The organism is Prochlorococcus sp. MIT 1341 (assembly GCF_034092415.1).
In the GTDB taxonomy this organism is placed as follows: domain Bacteria; phylum Cyanobacteriota; class Cyanobacteriia; order PCC-6307; family Cyanobiaceae; genus AG-363-P08.
Map to the genome: position 1 here is coordinate 1,730,898 of NZ_CP139304.1, position 21,894 is coordinate 1,752,791.

At 40.5% G+C, this 21,894-nt stretch carries 28 protein-coding genes and 1 tRNA gene; 15 read left to right on the forward strand and 14 right to left on the reverse strand.

The features are described 5' to 3' along the window. Positions 1 to 23: 23 nt before the first annotated feature. Both SOI84_RS08845 and SOI84_RS08850 read right to left on the reverse strand, forming a co-directional pair. Positions 24 to 179, reverse strand: a complete 156-nt coding sequence (locus SOI84_RS08845) for a hypothetical protein (RefSeq protein WP_320674166.1) — start codon at positions 177 to 179, stop codon at positions 24 to 26. A 1-nt stretch (position 180) separates the two neighbouring features. Beyond that, entirely contained in the window at positions 181 to 396 is a 216-nt protein-coding gene (locus SOI84_RS08850) for a hypothetical protein (protein WP_320674167.1), read from the reverse strand. Positions 397 to 510: 114 nt separating this feature from the next. On the opposite strand from SOI84_RS08850, the gene SOI84_RS08855 reads away from it, so the two are divergent. From SOI84_RS08855 to SOI84_RS08870, 4 genes are all read left to right on the forward strand, one after another. Further along, a complete protein-coding gene (locus SOI84_RS08855) occupies positions 511 to 1,068 on the forward strand; it encodes a hypothetical protein (RefSeq protein ID WP_320674168.1) in 558 nt (185 codons plus the stop codon). Between the two features lie 405 nt (positions 1,069 to 1,473). Beyond that, positions 1,474 to 2,553, forward strand: a complete 1,080-nt coding sequence (locus SOI84_RS08860) for a chlorophyll a/b binding light-harvesting protein (protein WP_320674169.1) — start codon at positions 1,474 to 1,476, stop codon at positions 2,551 to 2,553. Between the two features lie 306 nt (positions 2,554 to 2,859). Next, entirely contained in the window at positions 2,860 to 3,033 is a 174-nt protein-coding gene (locus tag SOI84_RS08865) for a hypothetical protein (protein ID WP_320674170.1), read from the forward strand. A gap of 152 nt (positions 3,034 to 3,185) precedes the next feature. Continuing rightward, positions 3,186 to 3,503: a hypothetical protein gene (locus SOI84_RS08870; RefSeq protein WP_320674171.1), complete on the forward strand. Its 318-nt coding sequence runs from the start codon at positions 3,186 to 3,188 to the stop codon at positions 3,501 to 3,503. Between the two features lie 298 nt (positions 3,504 to 3,801). Here the strand turns inward: SOI84_RS08870 and SOI84_RS08875 are convergent, their stop codons facing one another. Then, on the reverse strand, positions 3,802 to 4,134 hold the full coding sequence (locus SOI84_RS08875; protein ID WP_320674172.1) for a hypothetical protein: 333 nt from the start codon (positions 4,132 to 4,134) through the stop codon (positions 3,802 to 3,804). Between the two features lie 195 nt (positions 4,135 to 4,329). Between SOI84_RS08875 and SOI84_RS08880 the strand changes: the two genes are divergently transcribed. From SOI84_RS08880 to SOI84_RS08895, 4 genes are all read left to right on the forward strand, one after another. Beyond that, entirely contained in the window at positions 4,330 to 4,650 is a 321-nt protein-coding gene (locus tag SOI84_RS08880) for a DUF3303 domain-containing protein (protein ID WP_320674173.1), read from the forward strand. Positions 4,651 to 4,851: 201 nt separating this feature from the next. Continuing rightward, a complete protein-coding gene (locus SOI84_RS08885) occupies positions 4,852 to 5,043 on the forward strand; it encodes a hypothetical protein (protein WP_320674174.1) in 192 nt (63 codons plus the stop codon). Between the two features lie 188 nt (positions 5,044 to 5,231). Continuing rightward, the gene (locus tag SOI84_RS08890) at positions 5,232 to 5,552 is read left to right on the forward strand and encodes a hypothetical protein (protein WP_320674175.1); all 321 of its coding nucleotides are present in this window, start codon (positions 5,232 to 5,234) and stop codon (positions 5,550 to 5,552) included. Between the two features lie 1,078 nt (positions 5,553 to 6,630). Then, complete coding sequence (locus tag SOI84_RS08895; protein WP_320674176.1) at positions 6,631 to 6,912, forward strand: hypothetical protein; 282 nt, start codon at positions 6,631 to 6,633, stop codon at positions 6,910 to 6,912. A gap of 105 nt (positions 6,913 to 7,017) precedes the next feature. Here SOI84_RS08895 and SOI84_RS08900 read toward each other — a convergent pair whose 3' ends face one another. From SOI84_RS08900 to SOI84_RS08935, 8 genes are all read right to left on the reverse strand, one after another. Continuing rightward, positions 7,018 to 7,170, reverse strand: coding sequence for a hypothetical protein (locus tag SOI84_RS08900; protein WP_320674177.1), 153 nt, complete (start codon positions 7,168 to 7,170; stop codon positions 7,018 to 7,020). Positions 7,171 to 7,214: 44 nt separating this feature from the next. Next, entirely contained in the window at positions 7,215 to 7,358 is a 144-nt protein-coding gene (locus tag SOI84_RS08905) for a hypothetical protein (protein ID WP_320674178.1), read from the reverse strand. Between the two features lie 285 nt (positions 7,359 to 7,643). Beyond that, entirely contained in the window at positions 7,644 to 7,910 is a 267-nt protein-coding gene (locus SOI84_RS08910) for a hypothetical protein (RefSeq protein ID WP_320674179.1), read from the reverse strand. Positions 7,911 to 8,547: 637 nt separating this feature from the next. Further along, a complete protein-coding gene (murD, locus tag SOI84_RS08915; RefSeq protein ID WP_320674180.1) occupies positions 8,548 to 9,942 on the reverse strand; it encodes a UDP-N-acetylmuramoyl-L-alanine--D-glutamate ligase in 1,395 nt (464 codons plus the stop codon). 200 nt (positions 9,943 to 10,142) lie between these two features. Beyond that, positions 10,143 to 10,940, reverse strand: coding sequence for a glycosyltransferase family 32 protein (locus SOI84_RS08920; RefSeq protein WP_320675442.1), 798 nt, complete (start codon positions 10,938 to 10,940; stop codon positions 10,143 to 10,145). Continuing rightward, positions 10,925 to 10,996: transfer RNA gene (locus tag SOI84_RS08925), tRNA-Val, on the reverse strand. The genes SOI84_RS08920 and SOI84_RS08925 overlap by 16 nt, the downstream gene beginning before the upstream one ends. Positions 10,997 to 11,069: 73 nt before the next feature. Further along, a complete protein-coding gene (locus SOI84_RS08930) occupies positions 11,070 to 11,858 on the reverse strand; it encodes a photosystem II S4 domain protein (protein ID WP_320674181.1) in 789 nt (262 codons plus the stop codon). Beyond that, the gene (locus SOI84_RS08935; protein WP_320674182.1) at positions 11,855 to 12,427 is read right to left on the reverse strand and encodes a hypothetical protein; all 573 of its coding nucleotides are present in this window, start codon (positions 12,425 to 12,427) and stop codon (positions 11,855 to 11,857) included. The genes SOI84_RS08930 and SOI84_RS08935 overlap by 4 nt, the downstream gene beginning before the upstream one ends. Positions 12,428 to 12,529: 102 nt before the next feature. Between SOI84_RS08935 and serA the strand changes: the two genes are divergently transcribed. From serA to SOI84_RS08955, 4 genes are all read left to right on the forward strand, one after another. Beyond that, complete coding sequence (gene serA, locus SOI84_RS08940; RefSeq protein WP_320674183.1) at positions 12,530 to 14,116, forward strand: phosphoglycerate dehydrogenase; 1,587 nt, start codon at positions 12,530 to 12,532, stop codon at positions 14,114 to 14,116. Between the two features lie 23 nt (positions 14,117 to 14,139). After that, positions 14,140 to 15,045, forward strand: a complete 906-nt coding sequence (prmA, locus tag SOI84_RS08945; protein WP_320674184.1) for a 50S ribosomal protein L11 methyltransferase — start codon at positions 14,140 to 14,142, stop codon at positions 15,043 to 15,045. 161 nt (positions 15,046 to 15,206) lie between these two features. Continuing rightward, entirely contained in the window at positions 15,207 to 15,506 is a 300-nt protein-coding gene (locus SOI84_RS08950; protein WP_320674185.1) for a ferredoxin, read from the forward strand. Between the two features lie 111 nt (positions 15,507 to 15,617). Further along, entirely contained in the window at positions 15,618 to 15,998 is a 381-nt protein-coding gene (locus SOI84_RS08955; RefSeq protein ID WP_320674186.1) for a hypothetical protein, read from the forward strand. 86 nt (positions 15,999 to 16,084) lie between these two features. On the opposite strand, the gene SOI84_RS08960 is transcribed toward SOI84_RS08955, so the two are convergent. Further along, positions 16,085 to 16,639, reverse strand: coding sequence for a pentapeptide repeat-containing protein (locus tag SOI84_RS08960; RefSeq protein ID WP_320675443.1), 555 nt, complete (start codon positions 16,637 to 16,639; stop codon positions 16,085 to 16,087). 74 nt (positions 16,640 to 16,713) lie between these two features. After that, entirely contained in the window at positions 16,714 to 17,670 is a 957-nt protein-coding gene (locus SOI84_RS08965) for a ribonuclease Z (RefSeq protein WP_320674187.1), read from the reverse strand. A gap of 53 nt (positions 17,671 to 17,723) precedes the next feature. Between SOI84_RS08965 and SOI84_RS08970 the strand changes: the two genes are divergently transcribed. After that, positions 17,724 to 19,205: a SpoIID/LytB domain-containing protein gene (locus SOI84_RS08970; protein WP_320674188.1), complete on the forward strand. Its 1,482-nt coding sequence runs from the start codon at positions 17,724 to 17,726 to the stop codon at positions 19,203 to 19,205. Positions 19,206 to 19,280: 75 nt separating this feature from the next. Further along, positions 19,281 to 20,072 (forward strand): glucosamine-6-phosphate deaminase, encoded by a 792-nt coding sequence (locus SOI84_RS08975; protein WP_320674189.1) that lies wholly within the window; start codon positions 19,281 to 19,283, stop codon positions 20,070 to 20,072. 50 nt (positions 20,073 to 20,122) lie between these two features. Here SOI84_RS08975 and truB read toward each other — a convergent pair whose 3' ends face one another. Next, positions 20,123 to 21,049 (reverse strand): tRNA pseudouridine(55) synthase TruB, encoded by a 927-nt coding sequence (truB, locus tag SOI84_RS08980; protein ID WP_320674190.1) that lies wholly within the window; start codon positions 21,047 to 21,049, stop codon positions 20,123 to 20,125. Between the two features lie 89 nt (positions 21,050 to 21,138). Here truB and SOI84_RS08985 point away from each other — a divergent pair, with 89 nt between their 5' ends. Next, positions 21,139 to 21,894, forward strand: coding sequence for a class I SAM-dependent methyltransferase (locus SOI84_RS08985; RefSeq protein WP_320674191.1), 756 nt, complete (start codon positions 21,139 to 21,141; stop codon positions 21,892 to 21,894).

The following is a 21,894-nucleotide window of genomic DNA, read 5'->3' on the forward strand; positions in this document are numbered from 1 at the left end:
CCTTATTTTTTCTGAGATAAGAGTTACTCATCTTGAGACTTGTTTATTTCATCAGTTGATTTGGGACGAACCCACCTTTTGTTTGTTGGTTGCTTTTTAGTAAACTTCCTTACCCCTAATGTAAGCAGTATTCCAAAGACAACAGTCCATATTAAAGGGATAAGAAGATCGCTTTCCATGTCAATGTCTCTTGGCTGAGCTTATTACAGTTTCTTTAGGCTCTTCTAGTTCTACAGGGATTTCTAGTCCAAAACTTTCAAGTAGCTCTTTTAGAAGTACTTTGCTGTCATATGACTTCTTTTTTGGCTTTTCTTGCTGTCTAGTTATAAGTATAAATACCGTTACTGCTGTCAGCACTGTGATCGCAATTATCGAAGATGGGAGTGGAGACAACAAGATTTCCATGCAGATGGATCTGGTAATGATTTTTATCTTTTCATTAATTCGCTGTAAATCTAGTCTTGGTTAATAAACTGACGAAGTAGGGAGCAACATTATGGCGGAATTGACGTGAGCATTCTTTTTCGGGGCCTAATCTCTGTCTTCCTAATCTTAGTTTTAATATTGACTGGCTGGACTGGCTTTGTAGTGGTAGAGAAAGGTCCATTTGACCATGAAATAAAAGCAACTATCAAGAAAATCTATTTTCATGAAAAGGAGTCTTTGCTCAACATCAAAGACCTCTCTTTGCTATTGATTAATGATGCTAGGCAGCGAAATTTCAGTAATACCGACAAGCAAGTGAAGGAGATAGAGACTGACGCTAGTGAATTAAAAGGCTTGTTAGAAAGTGAGTTTGACGAAGATCCTGACTCTGAGGAGCTGACAGGTTCCGTCTCTGAGGAGCTGATAGGTTCCGTCTCTGAGGAGCTGACAGGTTCCGTCTCTGAGGAGCTGACAGGTTCCGTCTCTGAGGAGCTGATAGGTTCCGTCTCTGAGGAGCTGACAGGTTCCGTCTCTGAGGAGCTGACAGGTTCCGTCTCTGAGGAGCTGACAGGTTCCGTCTCTGAGAGACATTTAACGCAGGAGTCTCTTCAACAACATGAAGAAGATGGCTCTATTTATTGAGGCTGCATCCTTGCGGCATAGCTATATAACGATGCTGGCATGGCACCCTGGGGATTCTTTAAGGCAAGGGATAAATCATCAAATCGTTCAAGTCAGGAACTTTTTAACGACGGTTTACGACAAAAAATTTCTTAGTTCAAAACCGAATTAACCTCTATAACCGACATAATCCATGTGAATTAGTTGCAATATTTTCAAGAAAATATCTCGTTAAAAGAGTCTGTATTGTCAGTATTGATAAGGACTCTCGTGCTCTATTAAGTTAAATACAATCATAATCAATTATTGAACTTCGTGGTCAAAACCCTTATGCCGCAGTCTTTTACGGATACTAAATCACCCTGCCTTACAAGGGCAAAATGAGTGTAAGGTGCCTTACGTCTCGCCGTCTTGCACTCTTAAATTATGCAGACCTATGGAAATCCAAACCCTACCTATGGGTGGTGGGTTGGTAATTCTGTGGTTACAAACCGAGCAGGCCGATTCATTGGCTCGCATGTTGGGCACACAGGAATTATTTGCTTCTTCACTGGTGCAAGTTGCCTTTGGGAGCTTGCCCGTTATGACTCCTCCCTGCCAATGGGGCATCAGAGCTCTATATACCTCTCCCATTTGGCTTCACTAGGCATTGGCTTCGACGAGGCTGGGGTCTGGACAGGAGTTGGGGTTGCCACAATTGCACTCTTTCATCTGATCTTTTCAGCTGTTTATGGAGGTGCAGCGCTTCTTCACTCTTTATTATTCGACCCTGATTTAAAAGGTGGTCCTATTGGCCGAGTGGATAGGTTCAAACTTGAATGGGATAACCCTGATAATCAGGTTTTCATCCTTGGCCACCATCTAATTTTCTTGGGTGTTGCCTGTATTTGGTTTGTTGAATGGGCCAGATGGCATGGCATCTATGATCCAGCCATAGGATCTGTGCGACAAGTTTTCCCTGGATATGGCGATTTCGGGAGAATATGGAGTCACCAAACTGATTTCCTTGCTATTGACAGTCTTGAGGAAGTTATGGAAGGTCATGCTTTCTTGGCTTTCTTGCAAATAACTGGTGGTGCTTTCCACATAGCAACAGGTGCTACACCTTTCGAGAAAAAGCGTCTTGGTGAATACGACAAATTCAAAGGGGCTGGTTTGCTTTCAGCGGAAGCAGTCTTGTCTTGGTCACTTGCTGGACTTGGCTGGATGGGAATTATTGCTGCTTTCTGGGCGGCACAGAACACCACCGTATACCCAATCGATTGGTATGGTGAGCCATTACAACTTAAGTTTGGTATCTCCCCATATTGGGTTGATACAGGCGACATATCTGATTGTAAGTATTTCTTAGGCCATACAACTCGTGCGGCATTGGTTAATGTCCAGTACTACTTTGGCTTCTTCTGTATTCAAGGTCATCTATGGCATGCACTCCGTGCTATGGGCTTTGACTTCAGGCGTATAGCTGATGCATTAGGAGGTCTGGCAACCCCAGCCTCTAACTAAGAGGTTTGAGGAAAACCCCTTTGTTTGATTAGCATCTTAATCAATAAAAAAACCTCGCATTTGGCGAGGTTTTTTTATTGTGTCTACTACTAGGTTAGGTGAAGTGCCTACTATTGGTAGCGCATTTACTTGAAGTTAGGTAAAGCGAAATCTATATCTAGTGTTACGAAACGATGATCCTCTTCTGTAACTTAGTACTGTTCTCACATCGGCCGGGTGATGGGGATCAATCGGCCTGACAGCTCAGGCAGTCACTCTATGCAAATTAGGGCGGCTGCCATTTAAAACTTTTCATCTGCCGAAACTATGAATTTAGGATTGCTTTTCCTTGAGTCTCTCTCTTCCGGTGTGATAACGAGTGAGGAATTAGATTGGGTCACAAGCCATCAGCCTTATTTCTCAAGATTGGAAGAGGCAACTGCTATAAAGCTTGGGAGACTTTTGGACAGTGGATTGATCCAACTTGGTTGCCGAATCTGAAATTTCTTTTGCTGAAGAAAAACTATTTAGCCTTTGATCTCATTAGATATTTGAGAGATGGCATACATAAACTATGAACTATGAAATGATTCGCATTTTAAAAATTTCTTATCTATAGTGCTATCTGAGATTTTTCGGTTATTGAAGCAACTATGTTTCGTAAAGAAGAAAAGAAGGCACTAACACGTCTAGCAGTCCTATCTTTTGGTTGGCCGATTGGCTTAGATCGTTTTTATGATGGGAAAAATAGAGAAGGCATCCTTTCTTGCTTGGGATGGGCGCTTGTCTTTGTTTCAATTATGTTGCTCAGCCCTTGCCATGCTCTTTCTCATGGGAGCGATACTTGGTCTACATTTGGAAAGCTAAATCCTTTAGTTGTTTTGCCTTTAGGCCTGGGAACTTATGGAGCAATTTTGATTTTGCGAAAGGGGTTTCGTCTGCTAAGACAATTTGAAACAGCTGGGGATTAGTGCTTTTATTATTTGGCAAGATTCTCTTTTCTGGTACTCTCCCGTGCAATGAAGGTTTGATTGATTTAGGAGTGTGGTTATGTTGGAAGATAGAGATTAGTGATATAAGTAATGGAGCTGAGAATGCAAATAATGCTAGTAAGCCTAGGATTTTCGTAGGTTTTATTAAAGGGATCTTAACAAGATTGTCCCCACAATTTCCACATATCATTTCTCCATTTGGGCTTCTATGGTGAATTTGATTTCTAGGGGAACAAAAAGGGCAATAGTATTTAGCCATAATTTATTTATACTTTGATCAACAAAAATCTCTTAACTCTTGCCATTTTCTTAACCCAGATTCGATATTTTCAATGCCATCAGCCGAGCTATTCATTTTCATAGCTTTTAGTAGGGCATTTGTTGCGTCTATTCCGTATTCTGCAGCCTTTTGCTGAGAAGCACACCCTGAAAGTTCGTCACCAGCTTTGAATTCACTTTCAGCTTCTTCAAGATATTTACTAGCCAGGTCTCTTTTTTCATCCCATACCTGCATATATTTCATAAAGTCTTCTTCAGAACTTGCAAGGGTCATTTGGCTTAGAGAGGTAATTAGAAGGATGGCAGCACAAATGGTTAAGAATCTATTCATCAAGAAATAGTTTTTGTTGGAGGCAGGGATGTTGCTCTACCACTCTAATGCACATGTGATTATGCAGTATCTGAAAACGGTTTATGAATTGAATTTAGATTTTCTGATGTGTTTTGAATCTGTTTTCTTGCCAACGATACTTTTCAAAATCAAGAACTTCTGCTCTAATCAAATTTGGACTATCCAAATTTGAGAATGCAGTTTTACGTTGTTTCCTGTGTTGTACCTTCTGAAACCCAAGATGAAGGGTATACGGCTTTTATCAAGTATATGGAAGAGGGAGCAGAACTCGATAAGTTCGATGGGTTCGAGCTTATTGCAAGATTACACATGCCAGAGTCGGGCGAATTGTGCATTGTCTGCAAGGCAGTTGATGCTAAGGCTCTTTTTAAGCATTTCATGTTTTGGCGTTCAGCTTTTGGTTGTGATTTCCAATACAGGCCTGCTCTTACATGCGCTGAGATGGTTGAGATGCAGAAGGCTCATAACGCTTCTTTAGAAGCAAAAGGGATTTGATCTAATTGGACTCCATTGAAGATCCGAATCCCTTTAGAATAATTAGCCTGTTTGATTGAAGTACTCAAACACCTTGTGACTTTTCAATAGGAGGTAACTACTGGTGACCTCCTATTGAAAAGTACTTTTGGGTTTCCCTTTTTGCTCTAGGTTTAATTAAGTGGAAAGCAGAACCGCCAAAGCTCAAGTTATAACAAAAGGATGATCTCTAAAAGCACTTCGTCAGCATGGCTTGTAGGCGGCGTCCCTGCCATTTTGGGGCTAGGTATAGCATGGTTTGGAGCAACTCTTATCAAGAACGAGAACAGGCTGCTTCATAGGCAGCTAGAGCTAAAGGCTGCCTTAGGTGAAAGATCAAGGAAAATTAGGAGGCGAAATCTTTTAGGCAAGTAAATAGTTCAAAACGGATTAGTTGGATGCACGGTCATTGTGAGCCTGAAAACTAAGGTCTTGCCTGGAAGTTGATCTAAAAAAGGTGTTTAGGTTAGAGCTCAATCTCTATTAAGTTTGTAACGATCTCTCAAAAGCTTGTTAAACCCAATGCCTACTCAGCTAATAATAGCTGGCTTTAACCTTTAAATATGATCGCTTTAACCCACATCATTGATTTTGCGACTCAGCTGCCTCATCCATCAGATATTGGCTTGGTAAAGCCTCTTGGTGGTTTGTCAATTGTTCCAGCTATTTTCGGCTTGATTGCGATTATTCAGGTTTCTAATTTCCATTGGTATGCCCGTGAGAAGAATGAGCCTAAGGCAGGTTGGGGACTTGATTCTGGCAGTTCATTGTTTTCTTACCGTTGGAAACAATTTGTTGGTGTTCAACTCTTGGCAATAGGTATTGCGTTTTCAGTAGTAATTGCTGGTCCTGAGAAGATATTTTTCCCTTTAGGGCTAAGCTGAGTTAATTTTAGAATCAGATGAAACTTTAAAAAGGTCTGGAAGTGTTTTGCTTTCAGGCCTTTTTAAATTATTTTGTTATGTTTATTTCGGTGATGTGATTGGCTATCCCAGATTAAATAAGTTCCTGCTTGAGAAATTCAGTACATTTTTTTTAAATAAAGCTCAGTACATTGTTTTTCAGAGAGTTCTTTTTTAGGCCTATAACATGGAGAGGGACTCAGCGGCTCCCTCCGCTCTAGTAAATGAAAAACTCAGCTTTTTATAGGCTTCAATAGGGATGATCTTAATTTTGCAGAAAAAAAGACTCTCGCATTTTGCAAAGAGCCTGGGTGATGGGGGCTCTTTTTCTAAAGCCATTTGACTGTAAAAACAACCCCCTACAGGTAGTGCCATCTTGAAACACTAATAACACTATGAGTAGTGCTTACTACTCATGACGTTTGGCTTGACACTGGTTATGGTTTATAAAATGGCCGGGTGATGGGGATCAGCTGGCAATTATCCCAAGCTAATTTGAAGTTTAGATTGGCTTGGGGGCTTTAATTTCAGGGGGCCTTTTTAAATGACTTTCGCCCAATTGAGCAAAGTAGAGGTTATGCATGGAAGAGGCGCTTGGTTTTTGCTCGTAATCATAGTTTTACAGTTCTTGCTGTGAAAATGTTTTATGCATGAGCTCCTTGGCTTGACCTTGTAAAGGAATAGGGGATGTGTTTATGTTATTGAGTCCTCATTAAGGATTCGCTTAATGCAATTCATTGATAAACATAAGAAGTTCATTAAGTGGTACCAAAAGCAGCTTGGAATCACAGATTATGCAATGCTCTGGCTTTGTTTTTTTAAAGGAGTAATAACTACAATAATAATTCAAAGTATATTAGGCCTATAACTTCTACCTTTGGTTTGGGGCTTGACGCAGCTCAATTAAACCCAAGCTAATCTCAATAACATCATCTTTATTCTTCTATTAAGGGCCATTGAAAATTAGGTCATGCATAACAATAGCAATAGACTTATTCCCTAAGTTGGGGTTTTTCTTTTATGCTTAGTGAAACCTTACCTAAGCTTTTAAGGCTTTGTGATGAACGGCGTTCTTTTTTTTCTAGGCACATTCTTTAGGTGGTTAGGAAAGAAACCACTTCAATCTGCCCTTACCGTTGCCTATTACGCGACTCTTCATGGGGTGGCCACTTTGATTGACTTTAATCCATCCGGTGGCTTGGGATTTCTTTTTACCTTGGCAGTTATGACGCCTCTGTTTTTTGTGATTGGCCAGGGATTGCCACTTGATTGCTTGAATCCAACAGGACAAATAAAACGAGAAACAAGCTACTCTGAAAATCAATTAAAAGCTTTTAATTGATTTCTTTATTCTATAAAAAATAAGGGTCAATCAATATTGGGTTGATTTCTTCGTTCTTTGATATGTTCCAGAAATACATCTGTGAGGAGCAAAGCCTTTTATTCACTAGCAATGACCACTTAACTCTTTCATTAGCCATTCTGGCCTTTTCTTCTTCTCTTTTCTCCAAGCGAGCCCTAGCAGGGCTTCTATGGCTTGTTGTTTTCTTGGAAGATCACAGGAGAGGCTGTTTTGCCTTGGAATTTTTTGACTTGTCATTGATTACTCCCAAAATAGGCGAGGAAAAATAAAGGCCTTTTCCCTTATACGCTTGCTCTTTTCTTAAATGCTACCCCTGCTTCCTTAATCAGTTCTCGGCTGCCAATGATAGCAAGGATAAATAAACTCCCTCCAAAAATTGCTGGGATGAGAGCTTCTACTAAGGTGGCCCCTTCTTGACTGTTCATGGTTCTCCTCCTGTCTTTGAAATGGGGACCTAATTACCTGTTGGAGAAAAGAAATTAGTCTTGACAACAGAGTGGCTTGTTAAGTGCCGTAGGTCCTTTTTTTCTTTCTAGTCAGATAATCTATTGATGTCTATGAGGAAAACCACTTAGTTCAAGCAGCTTTTCTTGATTTGTTTAGTGGGAATCAATGTTCTATGTTGGCCTTTCATTTTCCGGCAGTTACTAGAAGTTAAACCTACTTCTTGACTTTGCTAGTTTTTGGATGCTTTCTCTCCAATTTATAGACTAATCATCTTTTCTTAAATAAGGTGCTGCTGATAATTCAACTAAATTCCTCAGTGATTCTCCTTCTTGCTTCATGGGCTCCATGTTAATGCAATAAGAGCGACCTCTAAATTCTTCAAGTCTTTCCAGCTGCATTTTTGCTGAAACAAGGTCATGACAATATAACGAGAGATGGTCGGAGCATACACGAAAGAATATCCCTGAATCTCCTTTAATAAGATGGATTGTTCCACCTTCTTTGCTTATAAAGAGGGGCTCTTGTGACATTATATAAGGTCCTCTTCTAGGTGAATATTTACGCAGCGTGTTACACATTTAAAATCTTCTTCACCAAGCCTATAGCAGGTTGTGATGCAGTCGAAATATGAGTCATAAGTATCTTTCTTCTTTTTCTTCAAGGAGACCTTGGGTAGACTCTTCATCGGCTTCTCCTGAACGTGGGCATATATTTAATATGAATTTGGCCAGATGTAAAAGAATTGGTTACGGGAGATAAAGTGCCTAAGCGATATCACCTAGTCTTCGATATACCTTTTGTTTTAGTGTTTCTAGATATAACCTTTGGTTAGAGCTATGTCTTCTCCTATTCGTGATAAATGGTTATATCGAACCCCAGATCAGTCTTCTTTAGGAGAATATCTTTTTTCATCACTCCTCTTCTAATTATTCCTATCAAGATTAAAAGTGATTCAACAAAAAGAATAATCGAGATTATTATAAAGAAAATGGTATTATCCACAGGACCTTTGAGATTTGTTTTAGTGTTCATGGTAATGAATGAAATTAATTAACCTTTTATATGTTTGATGCTAACGTAATAAGAATTAAATGTGAAGGATTATATTTTGCTGGAAGATTGAACCCTTAAGCTATTGCCCCGAGTTCGACTTGATACCTGCTTCCCTTATATCTGTCCTTTGATTGTTAAGGATGGTCCTATTAACTCTCTAAAATGATCCCCTCTTTCCTCAAAATTTTTATATTGGTCAAAGCTTGCACAAGCTGGCGATAGGATAATAGCTTTCGCTTTGTATCTTAAGCCCATCTCAATGCCAAGCTTTACTGCATTTGCGAGACTCTCGCAGCAAATTACTTCGTTTGAGAATCCTGATGATTTTATTAGTTCATGAAGCGAATGAGCACCTTTCCCAAAAAGAACTATTCCAGTCGCTCTTCTTTGAAGTTCATTTAACCAATTAGATGGGTCTCCCTTTTTTTGTTGTCCACCTGCTAAGACTATAGAAGGTGACTTGATTGCGCTAATGCCCACCTTGGCTGCATCAAAGTTAGTTGCTTTACTGTCATTAAAGACTTCAATACCGTTTATTTCGCCAATCTTTTCTAGCCTATGAGGAACTCCTGGGAATGTCTTTAGACCTTGTTCAATTTCTCTTGGGCAAAGTCCGATTTCTAACGCAGTAGCTGTTACTAATAAGATGTTCTGAAGGTTATGTTCGCCGATTAAATTGCTTGTTGAAGAGTGAAATATAGACAAACCATCATTAACAATCATTCCTTCACTGTTAACCCAGACTTTTATTTTATTTTCCTTTGTTCCTTTCTCTTTAGTGCTTACCCATATCCCAGAGGGCATGTCTTCTTTATTACTCCTTAAGTCAATATCATCCCAATTAAAGATACGAATTTCTGATTTCTCTATTAAACCACGTTTTATTTTCCTATATTTTTCAAGTGTTTTATGTCTTTCTAAGTGATCAGGACTAAGGTTAGTCCATATTCCTATTTTGGGTGATATTTCAGATGAAGCTTCTATTTGATAGCTACTCATTTCCATAATTACCCAATCAAGGCTGTTATTAGGGTTGCATTTGAATTTTCTAGCGACTTCTGAAGCGGCTATTCCTACGTTGCCTCCCATAGGAGCTTTTATGCCATTACTTTCAAGAATATGGTTTAGAAGGTAAGTTACCGTGGTTTTTCCATTTGTTCCAGTTATTCCTATCCAAGGAATACAATTGAGCCTTTGCCAGGCCAATGACATCTCACCTTTGACGGTAAAATTTAGATCTCTTAATTGGTTAAGTGTTTGATGGTCCCATTCTACTCCAGGGCTAATAATGATTTCTTGAATTTCTTTTTGAAATCGAATAAAGGTTTCTATTGCAAGCTCTTCTCCGATTTCTACTTGTATTCCCTCTTTCTCAAGTTCTTTTTTAATCTCATATATCCTTTCATCCTTTTTTTGTTCGAAAATGATTACTTTCCTTCCCTCTGCATTGAGTAAGCGCGCCGCCCCCATACCTGATATACCTAGCCCTATTATGAATGTGAGCGACATTAACTGACTCTTCTATTGTTGTGGAGGTGAGAAAGGCTTTGAATCATCCCTATTTTAGTACCTATAGAAGTCCTTTTGAAACGCCTTCTTTTCAGGGTTAATAGATATATGCTTGATAAGAGTTGAACTTTTCTAGTGTAAAGTAAACTGCTTAATTGGTTTGTTAGGGACTTGTAGCTTTCTTGGTGCAAAGGTATGACTCAATAATTTCTAAAATCAATACTTTTGTAGACTTCTTTCTTTTCCCAAATGTGATTATAGTTGTTAGTACCTTGCCCCCCAAGGCGTAAAAGGTCTCCTCCATGGCTCTTTTTTAGTAGGGCTAAAGTCCTTCCATTTGGCAGAACGAATCGACCTCTAAATAAACTTTTAAGGAAAGGGATTCCTTTTTTCGTAAAAGGTACCTTTGGGCAAATTAGGTCTCCATAAATTATATTCAAATTTCTGCTAGACTTTGCAATACATTCACCAAAAAGGACTGGTCCGGTTGGGTACAATGGATTCTCTCCATACCATTTTTCTTTACAATTTCTTACTACATCGTTGATGGCATTTTCTAGTATTCCATTTTTAGGTTTTGACCATATGATTCCATTTGAAACGGCCCAGGATGTTCGTGAATGTCTTAAGTCATCTCTGAAAATAAGCATATCTATTTGTTCTTCTATTTCGATATAGTTTTTGCAAACAACAGAGATATCAAAATACCAACCGCCATATTGATGCAATAAGCAATATCTACCTAAATCACATTTATATGCCAATGGAATCAAAGTGTCATAAGCCCAAAGTACTTCTTTGGAAAATTTTCTAAATATAAAATCTCTAAGATCATCTTCTCTTAAAAGATTGTGTTGGTAACCTTTGAAATATCTTTTGATGGTGCTTGTAGCTTTCTCAAGGATTGGAGGAAGTTTGTTTGGAGAATTTGATAGATAGATCTGCCAGATTTTTTTCGCCATATTTACGGCAAGGTTTTCAGTGGGCGATACTGGAATCGAACCAGTGACTCCTACCGTGTCAAGGTAGTGCTCTACCTCTGAGCTAATCGCCCAATTAATCCCTTGAGGAAGTTTTTGGGGCACCAAAAGAGTACTAGGGCAAATTAGCAGTACTCCAACCAAAATTTACGTTCGACGCATTAAAACCCTCCAACGTTGGCGCTTTGTGCATTCAATGCTGAGTATTTCTAATACTCCCCGAGATTCATGTTGAATGCGATCCCCAGGGGCTAGAAGCTTACTAGGTTGAGACAGTTTGTCCCAATTAAGCCTTAATCCGCCAGCTTTTATCTGTTTTACAACCTTAGCTCTTGATATACCAAAACCTGCCGAGGCAATTGCATCAATTCTGTATGAAGCTTCCACGGTGGCAATTTCTTTAATTACTCGTTGTGGTGGTAGTTGTAGTTCTTCTAAGGGCACAGACTCGCATTGAAAGTCCACGTCTCTTAACTTTCCTTTGAGGCCATTTAAGTCAAAATCAATTTCTTTACTGCATATTGCATTTGCTCCTCTATCTCTTATTACCCATAAATCACCAATGAATTCTGAGGGAAGTCCTATTAGGTTTAGGGCATCCAGAAAATCATTTTTACTTGGATGATCAAAAAGGAAGTTTCCTTCAACTCTTAATCCAGTTATAGGTATATTTCCTTTTTGGCTTTTGAGTGGATTATTAATGTGCTCAAAAAGGAGTCGATGACGTTCAGCACATTTGTAGCCACCTTCACTACTGCATTCAATATCTGTTAGCTGCTTGAGCTTTTTTATGGCTTCTTCGCGTAACTTTCCAGAGACAAAGTTGGACCAAATAGGTTGATGAGTTTGGTAAACTTTTTCTGCTATCTGAATTAGCTCTGACATTCCATCAGCGTCATGGCATCCTTTTAAGAACTCATTTTTGGATAGCCTCATAACTCGTTAAATCTAATGACTTCAATGGGATTTGCTGATTGAAGTGCTTGCCAAGGTATTTCGCTTCCTAATGGTGTTTCCAAAATTAGGAGCCAATTGTTTTCTTCATGCCTTTTTCTAAGAATACGTATGTCTTCATCTTTCCCAGAGGGGTCACCAGCTGTTGCGACATAACTGCCTAGTAATCCAGAGCCCATTCCTAAGAGTCCACCTATTAGTGGTTCTCCAATAGCTCCCAGGCCAATGTTTGAAAAGGTTTGAAGGCCAGTCATTTGAGAGAAGGTGATCCCAGCTAGAAATCCGAAGGGCATTAGCCATAGAGCCATGAACCTTTGGCGTTTTTGCCGTGAATGGTTTGGATTTAGAAAAGGTATCTTTTCTATTTCTATCGTTGTGATTTTTCTTCTGCTTTCCATTTCAGGGGTGTCTTGTATCGTTAGGGACTCAGCTTCTGATGTTGGTGGTGGAACAAGCTCGCAACGCTTAATAGGTGTAGCAGTTTTTTGTAACTCTCTTTCGAGATCATTTGCTGAATCACTGTTCTGGAGAACTACTGCGCAAATAGGCACGAATTGTTTCCTCAATTAATTAAATTCTGAACCCTATTTGGTTTTCTTTCATAAAAGAACCGACGGCTCTCTACAGTTCTTATCGGCAGTCTGTCTGTATTCATGGCTAAGGTTCTTGTTTCTGACCCAATCGATTCTGCGGGAATTGATATTCTCAGCCAGGTTGCTCAAGTTGATGAAAAAACTGGACTCTCAGTTGAGGAGCTAATAGAAATCATTGGTGCCTATGACGGTTTGATGATTCGCTCTGGTACTCAGGTGACTGCTGATGTGATTGAAGCGGCTGGACGATTACGAATCATTGGGCGTGCCGGAGTTGGTGTAGACAACGTGGATGTCCCAGCAGCTACACAACGGGGAGTCTTAGTGGTGAATTCTCCGGAGGGCAATACTATTGCAGCAGCAGAACATGCTTTGGCATTGCTTCTTTCTTTATCAAGACATGTCCCTCATGCTCATTCCAGAACAATGGCCGGAGCATGGGATCGAAAGAAGTATGTAGGTAATGAGTTATATAAAAAAAATCTCGGTGTAGTTGGGCTTGGCAAGATTGGTTCGCATGTTGCACGTGTAGCAAATGCAATGGGTATGGAAGTTCTTGCATATGACCCATTTATCTCCGCTGATCGTGCTCAACAAATGCAAGTGAGGCTTATATCGCTAGAAGATCTGTTCTCTCAAGCTGATTACATCAGCCTTCATTTGCCCAGAACTCCGGATACGGAAAATCTTGTTAATTCAACTTTGCTTGGAACAATGAAGCCCACTGCAAGGATTGTTAATTGCGCTCGGGGAGGCATCGTTGATGAAAAGGCTTTGGCAGAGGCTGTTGAGAATGGCGTGATTGCAGGTGCTGCTCTAGATGTGTATGCCAAGGAGCCTTTGCCAGAAGGCTCCCCTCTGCGTGCAGTTAATGAACGTTTGATCCTCACCCCGCATTTGGGAGCATCTACTGCAGAGGCTCAGGAAAATGTTGCCATTGATGTTGCAGAGCAAATTCGAGATGTTTTGTTAGGTCTACCCGCACGAAGCGCGGTCAATATCCCAGGACTTAGTGCAGAGATTATGGAAAGGCTTAAACCTCATTTGCAGTTAGCTGAAACTCTAGGACTATTTGTTAGCCAACTTTCTGGAGGGCAAGTTGAGGAGCTTGAAGTTAGGCTGCAAGGCGAGTTTACCCAGCATCCTTCACAGCCCCTTGTTGTTGCTACCTTAAAAGGTTTATTAACGACTGCGTTAGGGGAGCGTATTAATTACGTTAATGCTTCTTTAGAAGCAAAAACTCGTGGCATACATGTTTTGGAAGTTAAGGATGAAGCAATCAGAGATTTTGCAGGTGGTTCATTACAGTTAACCGCAAGAGGTGAGCAAGGGGGACATAGTGTTACTGGCGCAGTTTTCGCTGATGGTGAGTTGCGCATAACAACTATTGATGAATTCCCTGTAAATGTTATTCCTAGCAGACACATGTTATTTACCAGGCATAGAGATATGCCTGGGATTATTGGTCAGCTCGGATCATTGCTTGGAGAGCACAATGTGAATATTGCTTCAATGCAAGTTGGCCGTCGCATAGTTAGAGGTGATGCGGTTATGGTTTTGAGTATTGATGATCCAATCCCTACAGACCTTTTAAAGGCTATTCATTCCATTAAAGGGATACAACAGGCTTACCCAGTGACATTGTAAACAGGGAAAGACGACTTGTTTAAATGGTAGAAGATTATGCTTGGTGGCGACTTTCAATTGTTTTTCCTCGCGAAGTTGAGGAATCTTTGATATGGAGGCTTCAGCAACTTTCTATAAATAACTATGCAATTCAGTCATTTATTTCCTCAAAATCAGATCCAAAACTTTTTATTTGGTTGCCTGAATTTGAATGGGAGGAAAAAGAGAGGAGTTTTTTGACAAGATCTTTGTGTGAGCTATCAGAGCCTTTTGACCGCAATTTTGGCAGCCCGGTTTGGGATCGCATACAAAATGAAGACTGGAGCCAGACTTGGAAGATCCATTGGGAACCTGATCCTGTTGGCGAAAGTTTGCTGATTTTGCCGGCTTGGTTGAAAGTCCCAACTATTTATTCTGATCGAATAGTTCTTCGCATCGATCCAGGAAGTGCCTTTGGTACAGGTAGTCACGCCACAACCCGACTTTGTTTAGAGGCTCTTGAGAGAGAAAATATTAACGGCATGAGAATTGCAGACCTTGGATGCGGAAGTGGAATATTGGGCTTAACGGCTTTGAAATTTGGAGCTAAGAGTCTTTTTGCCGTTGATATTGACTCCTTAGCAGTCAATGCGACCTTGAAAAATGCTTCTTTGAATGATTTTCAGGAGAACCTAATAGTTTCCAAGGGGTCTATTGAGGCCTTGGAAACAAACCTGATGGGTGAACCAGCGGATTTGATGCTTTGTAACATCCTCGCTTCAGTTATTGAGGATCTTGCTCCCAAATTTGCACGAATCCTTAAGGACGATGGAGTTGCATTATTAAGCGGCTTATTGGTAGAACAAGTTTCTGAGTTGAAAATGACTTTCCATCGCTTGGGATGGCAAGTTGTATCCCAGAAAAATCAAGGTAGTTGGGCACTTTTGGAGATCTCAAAGCGGAATTTTTAATCCAAAAAAGGCATAAGTTTTTCTTATGCTACTTTCGGTTTTCATTGGCCTTGGATGTGGGGCACGGTATATACCCCTTTTATGGACCTTTGCCGATGTAAGAAGGGTGCATCCAGGTGTGATTTTTTTTACTCTGGTTTTCTCTGCGCTCCCAATTTTTCATGGCTTCTTACAAAGTCACCCTCCAAAACCAGAGCGAGGGTTTGAACAAGACCATTGAGGTCCCTGACGATCAGTACATTCTTGATGCCGCTGAAGAGCAAGGCATTGATCTTCCTTATTCATGTAGAGCAGGAGCATGCTCTACATGCGCAGGGAAAATCACTGCCGGTTCTGTGGATCAGTCAGACCAAAGCTTCCTTGATGATGACCAGCTTGAGGCTGGATTCGTTCTCACATGTGTTGCTTACCCAACTTCTGACTGCACAATTACCACTCATGCAGAGGAAGAGCTTTACTGAATTAGACTTTGTTTATTAGTTAAGCGTTTCCTTGCTATTAGGTCTTTCATCAGCCACCCTCGGAGGGTGGCTTTTTTGTCACTCTAAATTTGTTTATTTTTCAGCTTGATTGTGGGTTTAGCTTCCCAAAATTTTTCAGAGGAAGATGTTCTGTTGGAACATGGCACTATTCATGAAAGTCCTGGCGGCCAATACAGCTTTCGCGTAGTAGGTCCATGTTGTCGTTTGTTTGACAGAGAGGAACTCCCTTGGCCTTGTTCCCGATTGGCATGGAAAAGTAAGGAACCCAGCTGGAAACGTGTTGGCTGTCGTTTTGTCCCTGACATAGCTACTCGACGCTGCCCGTCATATTCAGTTGAGCTTTTGCAGCCAGGATCAAGACCTGTTCCAACTCTTTTGACTTTGTTCTCAAATCGCTTCACACCAGCAATGCAGGAGTGGTGGTATAGCAGGCATCCACGTTCTAAGGATGAATCAAACTTTTCTCCGTAATTACTAGTTTGTTAACACCAAAAGCTTGCATGGTGGAAAAATTTCCACCATGCAAGCTTTTGGGATTTGAGGTTGGTTTCAGTTTTTTAGCCAACCCCAGGGTTGAATTTGTTTTCTACTTCAGATGAGGGTACATAACTCTCAGTGACAGAGCTGCACTGCAAACTATCAAAGGTTTTGCCACTGGCTCTTTGGCAGAGAGCTTTTTGTTGATCTAAGTCCAGCACTGCATCACTGAAGTCAGCGCCATCAATAACTGCTCCATTGAAAAAGCTTTTCAATAGATCAGCACCAGTGAAATTGGCTTCTGATAAATCAGCGTTGTCGAACCTGGTTGCATATGCAATTACGTTCTGGAGGTTTGCTCCACTGAGATTTGCATTTTGCAGGTTGGATACGCTGAAGAAAGAACCACTTAAATTAGCTTCGCTTAAGTCCCTCCCAGAAAGGTCGTATTTCACATACTCCGTGTTCTGTAGGTTTTGACCACGAAGGCTTGTATCGAGTACATCAACTGAGGAAGGATCACTTGGGTAAAGAGCTCCTACGGACATCGGGCTGATGCTGAGGCCAACTAGGACTGGCACCAGTATTAGGAGTTTTGCAAGTGAGCGTTGAAAGAAGGAAATTAGAGATGCCATTGAGGACGACAGGAACTGACCGAAAACCGCACGCACACATTCTTTCACGACGTGGGATGACCGCTCACTAGGAATCACGAACTGTTGCAGCGAGCTTTGACGTCAATTTGCAAAAAGTCCTTTGCTAAGAGGGTATTTGGGAAAATTGCTTGTGCTTCTTTTAATAGTTCATTAGGTGTAATTGCATTTCCTGGTGCATATCTAGGGCTTAGATGAGTGAGAATAAGTTGCTTTACTCCGGCTTCTGCAGCTGTTTGAGCAGCCATGGTACTTGTGGAATGTTTCCGTTTATAAGCCAGTTCAGCATCGCAATGGGCATAGGTTGCTTCGTGAATTAGGAGGTCTGCTCCTTCTGCTAGCTCAATTGCTTTTGTAGAGAAAAGTGTGTCTGTGCAGTAAACAAGGCTTACTCCAGGACGGGTTGGGCCACATAGAGCATTTCCTTTAATAATTCGACCATCCTCGAGGATGACTTCCTCTCCTCTCTTTAGCGCTGCATATATTGGCCCTGGTGGTATGGCCAGCTCTTTTGCTCGGTTTACATTAAAACGCCCAGGTTTATCTTTTTCCTGCACTCTGTATGCGTAAGCAGGCACTCGATGAGTGAGTGGAATGCAAGTAACCAGGATTTCATTATCTTCAAACAGAGTTTTTTGTTTTTCTGCTGCTTCTCGAACTTTATGTATTTCTAAGGGGTAACTAATCCTGCTTGAGCTGCTTTCAAGTACTGCATCAAGATAATTTTTCAGTGGGTCAGGGCCATATAGCTCTACTCCAGAACTATTTCCAGCGAGCCCTAGGCTTGCTAGGAGGCCTGGTAATCCAAAAACATGATCACCATGCATATGGGTTAGAAAGACTCTTCTGAGTTGAGATAGTCGAAGTTCACTTCTAAGAAATTGGTGTTGAGTCCCTTCGCCACAGTCAAAAAGCCATAACTCAGAACGCTGCTCAAGTCGCAGTGCAACTGATGAGACATTCCGGGCCCTTGTAGGGACTCCAGAGCTAGTGCCGAGGAATGTGACCTGCAAGGCCTTGTTGATTAGATGTTCATGCTGACATGTAACAGATTAAAAGACTGGCTTTGCGCTCCTTAAATGGGCACACTGGGATTCTTCTTAAAGAATTTTTTGTGGTTCGGCATCTGCCGGTTCTGTTTTTTTTGTTTATAGGTGGATTGGGTTCACTAGTCATTCCTGTCCAGATAGCTTTTGCTGCTCAAGAGCCAATAATGCGTGTCTTACTTGATCAAGCAAAAAATTTGAGATTTAGAGCGGATAGGGATATTCCATTGCTAATAGAAGGAATTTCTTCTGGTGAAAGGCAAGCTGTTTCATTGACTTTGAGAAGACGGTCTGGTCGACTTGAAGCGATTTTTCCAGGTTCTTCTAGAAAGTCTTTGAGATTTGGTGACCAGTCAGTTATTTCGATTAGGACTAATGACCCAAGAGGGGTGTGGTTCGGCAATCGACGTTATAAGGGGGCTTTGAGGATTATTTTAAAAAATGGTCTTTTAACTGTAGTGAATCATGTAGGAATCGAGAGCTACTTAGCAAGTGTTATTGGTAGTGAAATGCCTAAATCTTGGCCGATGAATGCTTTGCAAGCGCAAGCTATTGCTGCAAGGACATATGCATTAAAAAGGTATTCAAATAAAAACTTTTTTGATGTGCAAGCTACTATGTCAGATCAGGTATATCTTGGGGTTGAGGCTGAGACGAAAAGCACTAGAGAGGCAGCAGAAACAACTCGAACATTAGTTTTGGCTCATAAGGGAAAGCTTATAAATGCAGTCTTTCATAGTAGTTCTGGAGGAGTAACAGAATCAAGTGGTGATGTTTGGCGAGAACAGTTACCTTATTTAATTAGCGTAAAAGATTTTGATGATAATAGTCCTTCTAGGAAATGGTCAATGGCATTTACTCCAAGGTATTTGCGCCGTGCTTTTCATGAGGTTAATGGCCTAAAGACTATCAGGGTTCAGAGTCAAAGTTTAACAGGAAGAGTCAAAAAGGTTTTGGTTATTGGTCCGATGGGCACAATCTCAATAACTGGTCAAGAGCTTCGTCGACGCCTAGGACTTAAGAGCACATTTGTTAGTTTTGAAATGCTTGACTCCAAGCCTCAAAAGCATGATCTTTTGGATGTACTTTCAAATTCTCAAGTGGATCCGAAGCGAGCTTTCAGAACTTATGCTCCACAGCAAAATCTTGAGAAACCAATGTATTCAATTAACTCACAAGCAAGTATAAATAACTTGGATAGCTCTCGTTTTGATGGCCAAAAAGATTTTGATTCCTTGTCCCAGCCACCTTCACTTCCACCGTTAGGGGCACCTCCACTCTCACCCCCATCGCTATTTACATCACCACCTTCATTGTTGCCCAAAATAGATGTCTCAACTAATAGACCTTTCTTGTATGTTCGTGGATTAGGTGCTGGACATGGTGTTGGAATGAGTCAATGGGGGGCCTATGGCTTGGCCAATAGAGGATTAACTTATAGACAAATTCTCAAGCACTACTACACAGGGGTTCAAGTGATTCCTTATAGACGAATTAGGTAGTATTCTTCAATAAGTTTGATTTAATGCACAAATAAAAATCATGGTAAATCTTTTTTGAGACTTGTTTCGATTGAAATGCAGAAATCCAAATACGAAAAAGCTGCCTGGCCCTACGTGGCCCATGTTAGTAAAGATGAAACCTCTTTGATTTACGAGCTTATTAATCTTTTAGAGAAGAAATTGAGATTAAGGGTTTCCTCCTCTAACCAGAAGCCAATAGGTCTTGCCACAGGAAGAACTATGCAGCCTATCTATAAACAATTGGTTTCTCGTTTGAGCTCATGGAAGCAGTCAGATCTTGAGGCTCTGAGAAGTGGTTGGTGTAGTTTTAATCTTGATGAATATGTAGGCTTAGAAAAAAGCCATCCTAATAGCTTTAGTTCATTTATGAGAAGAAATTTGGCTGAGCCTTTAGGTTTTGATCAGTCCAAGGTTCATTTGCCAAATGGAATGTCTAAAGATTTGATTTTGGAAGCAAATAACTATTCTCGTTTGTTGAAATCCTCAGGTGGGATAGGACTGCAATTATTAGGTCTTGGAGTCAATGGGCATATTGGATTCAATGAACCACCATGCGATATTGCTAGTGGTTGTCATTTGGTTACTCTTTCAGCTTCCACAAGACAGCAGAATGTAAAGGATTTTTCAGGTGGGATTACTTCTGTTCCTTTAAAAGCAATCACTTTAGGTATATCAGATATCCTCTCCTCGCAAGAGATCCATCTGGTTGTTACTGGAGAACATAAAGCAGAGATATTAAGAACCTTGCTTCACTCCGAGCCCATAGGTGAGATCCCTGCTAGCTGGTTAAAAGTTCACAATAATGTTCACTTGTGGGCTGATAAATCTGCTATGGATTACCCTTAGGAATTGGGTCAGTGATAATTCATTAAATCCGACTGAATTTTGATCCAGGATTATTTGGCGTTGAAAACTATTTTTGGTTTAAGTATGGCTGATTCTTCTAATATTCCTATCCCAATAACATCATTCATGGGATCAAGAACAATGATTGATGAGCTCTTGCCTTGATTGAGACTGTCTTGTTTTGGGGCCTCTTCTACTTGTCTTTTTGTAGTAGAAGTTTCTCTTCCATTCATCCAATCATTATTTTGCTCTCTAGTTAACTTGACCCGTTGCATATGGCCGAATAACTCGATTGGTGGAATTAACTTTTTATGCAATTCTGTTAATAAATCTCCTTTCTCTGGGAGCTCAATTGATTGCGATATATGTAATCCTAATGCTTGTATTCGTTGAAGTCTTGATAGGCAACCATGACATTGGATGAGTTCTCCTAGGTCTCTTGCAAGGGAACGAATGTATGTACCGGATGAACAATGTATGAATACTTCTAGAAGCCCTTTCTCTTGGCTCCAGTTGATTAGGTTTAATGAATGGATAGTTACATCTCTTGCACTTAGCTCCATATATTTACCTGATCTTGCTATTTCATGAGCACGTTTACCTTCTATATGAACGCTTGAGAATTGAGGCGGTTTTTGCTGGATTGAACCACAAAAATTATTTAAATATTTCTCTAACAGCTCACTGTCCAATATAGGCCAATCTGTTTGGTCTATAAGCTCTCCACTCATGTCATCAGTTGTTGTTTTTCTTCCTAATTGAATTTCCCCTTGATAAGTTTTCTCTCCTGGTAAGTAGGGAAGAAGCCTAGTTGCTTTACCTACAGCTATTGGAAGAACACCTGTTACTTCTGGATCGAGTGTTCCTCCATGGCCAACACGCTTAATTCCCAAAATATGCCTTATGCGACTTACGCATCCATGAGATGTTATGCCTGTTGGCTTGTTAATGTTTAGAAAACCGAAAGGCTCTTTCAATTTGTGTCTCCTTCTTGTTGGTGGAACTAGTTTTTTACTCGCATTACTCTTAATTACATTCTAAGTTGTTTATAAGTTGGATTAGATTCATGAATAAGCCTTTTGAAGAGGTTGATTCTGACCTTAGAGAATTCTTGAAAACTGGCTTAGATCTCAAATTACATTTAGCTAAATACCTGAAGACAACTATAAATGATATAAATAATCTTTTGCCTAAAGGTTCAGAGGAATTAGCAGCTCTGCACCCTAAAACTTCAGAATTAACAGATCCCACTAGTTTTTATGAGGAGGGTGTGGGCACAGCGCATTTGTTGGATCTGGCTTCATGGCATTTAGGGAGTGCAGAATACATAGCTGACACCTTGAAACTCTTAAAGATGTTCTCTCGAGGGAATGTCCTGGATTTTGGCGGAGGGATTGGCACGCATGCCTTATTTGCTGCCGCTTTGGATCAAGTTGACCATGTCTGCTTTGTGGACATAAACCCTCAAAACCGATCCTTTGTAGAGCAACGAGCGAAAGCACTCGCATTAGATAGCAAGATCTCTTTCCATAGAGATTTAAATAGCACAGGAAACGTTTGCTTTGATTTTGTTGTCTGTTTAGATGTGCTTGAACATTTGCCAGATCCATCTAGTCAGTTGCTTTCCTTTTTAGAGCGCATGAATACAGGTTCTATAGCGTTACTTAATTGGTATTTCTTTAAGGGATTTAGTGGGGAATATCCATTTCACTTTGACGACGAAGAGTTGATTGAAGGATTCTTCAATACTCTTCAGAAGAATTTTCTAGAGGTTTTTCACCCGCTACTAATTACAGCACGTACTTATAAACCCTTAATTTAG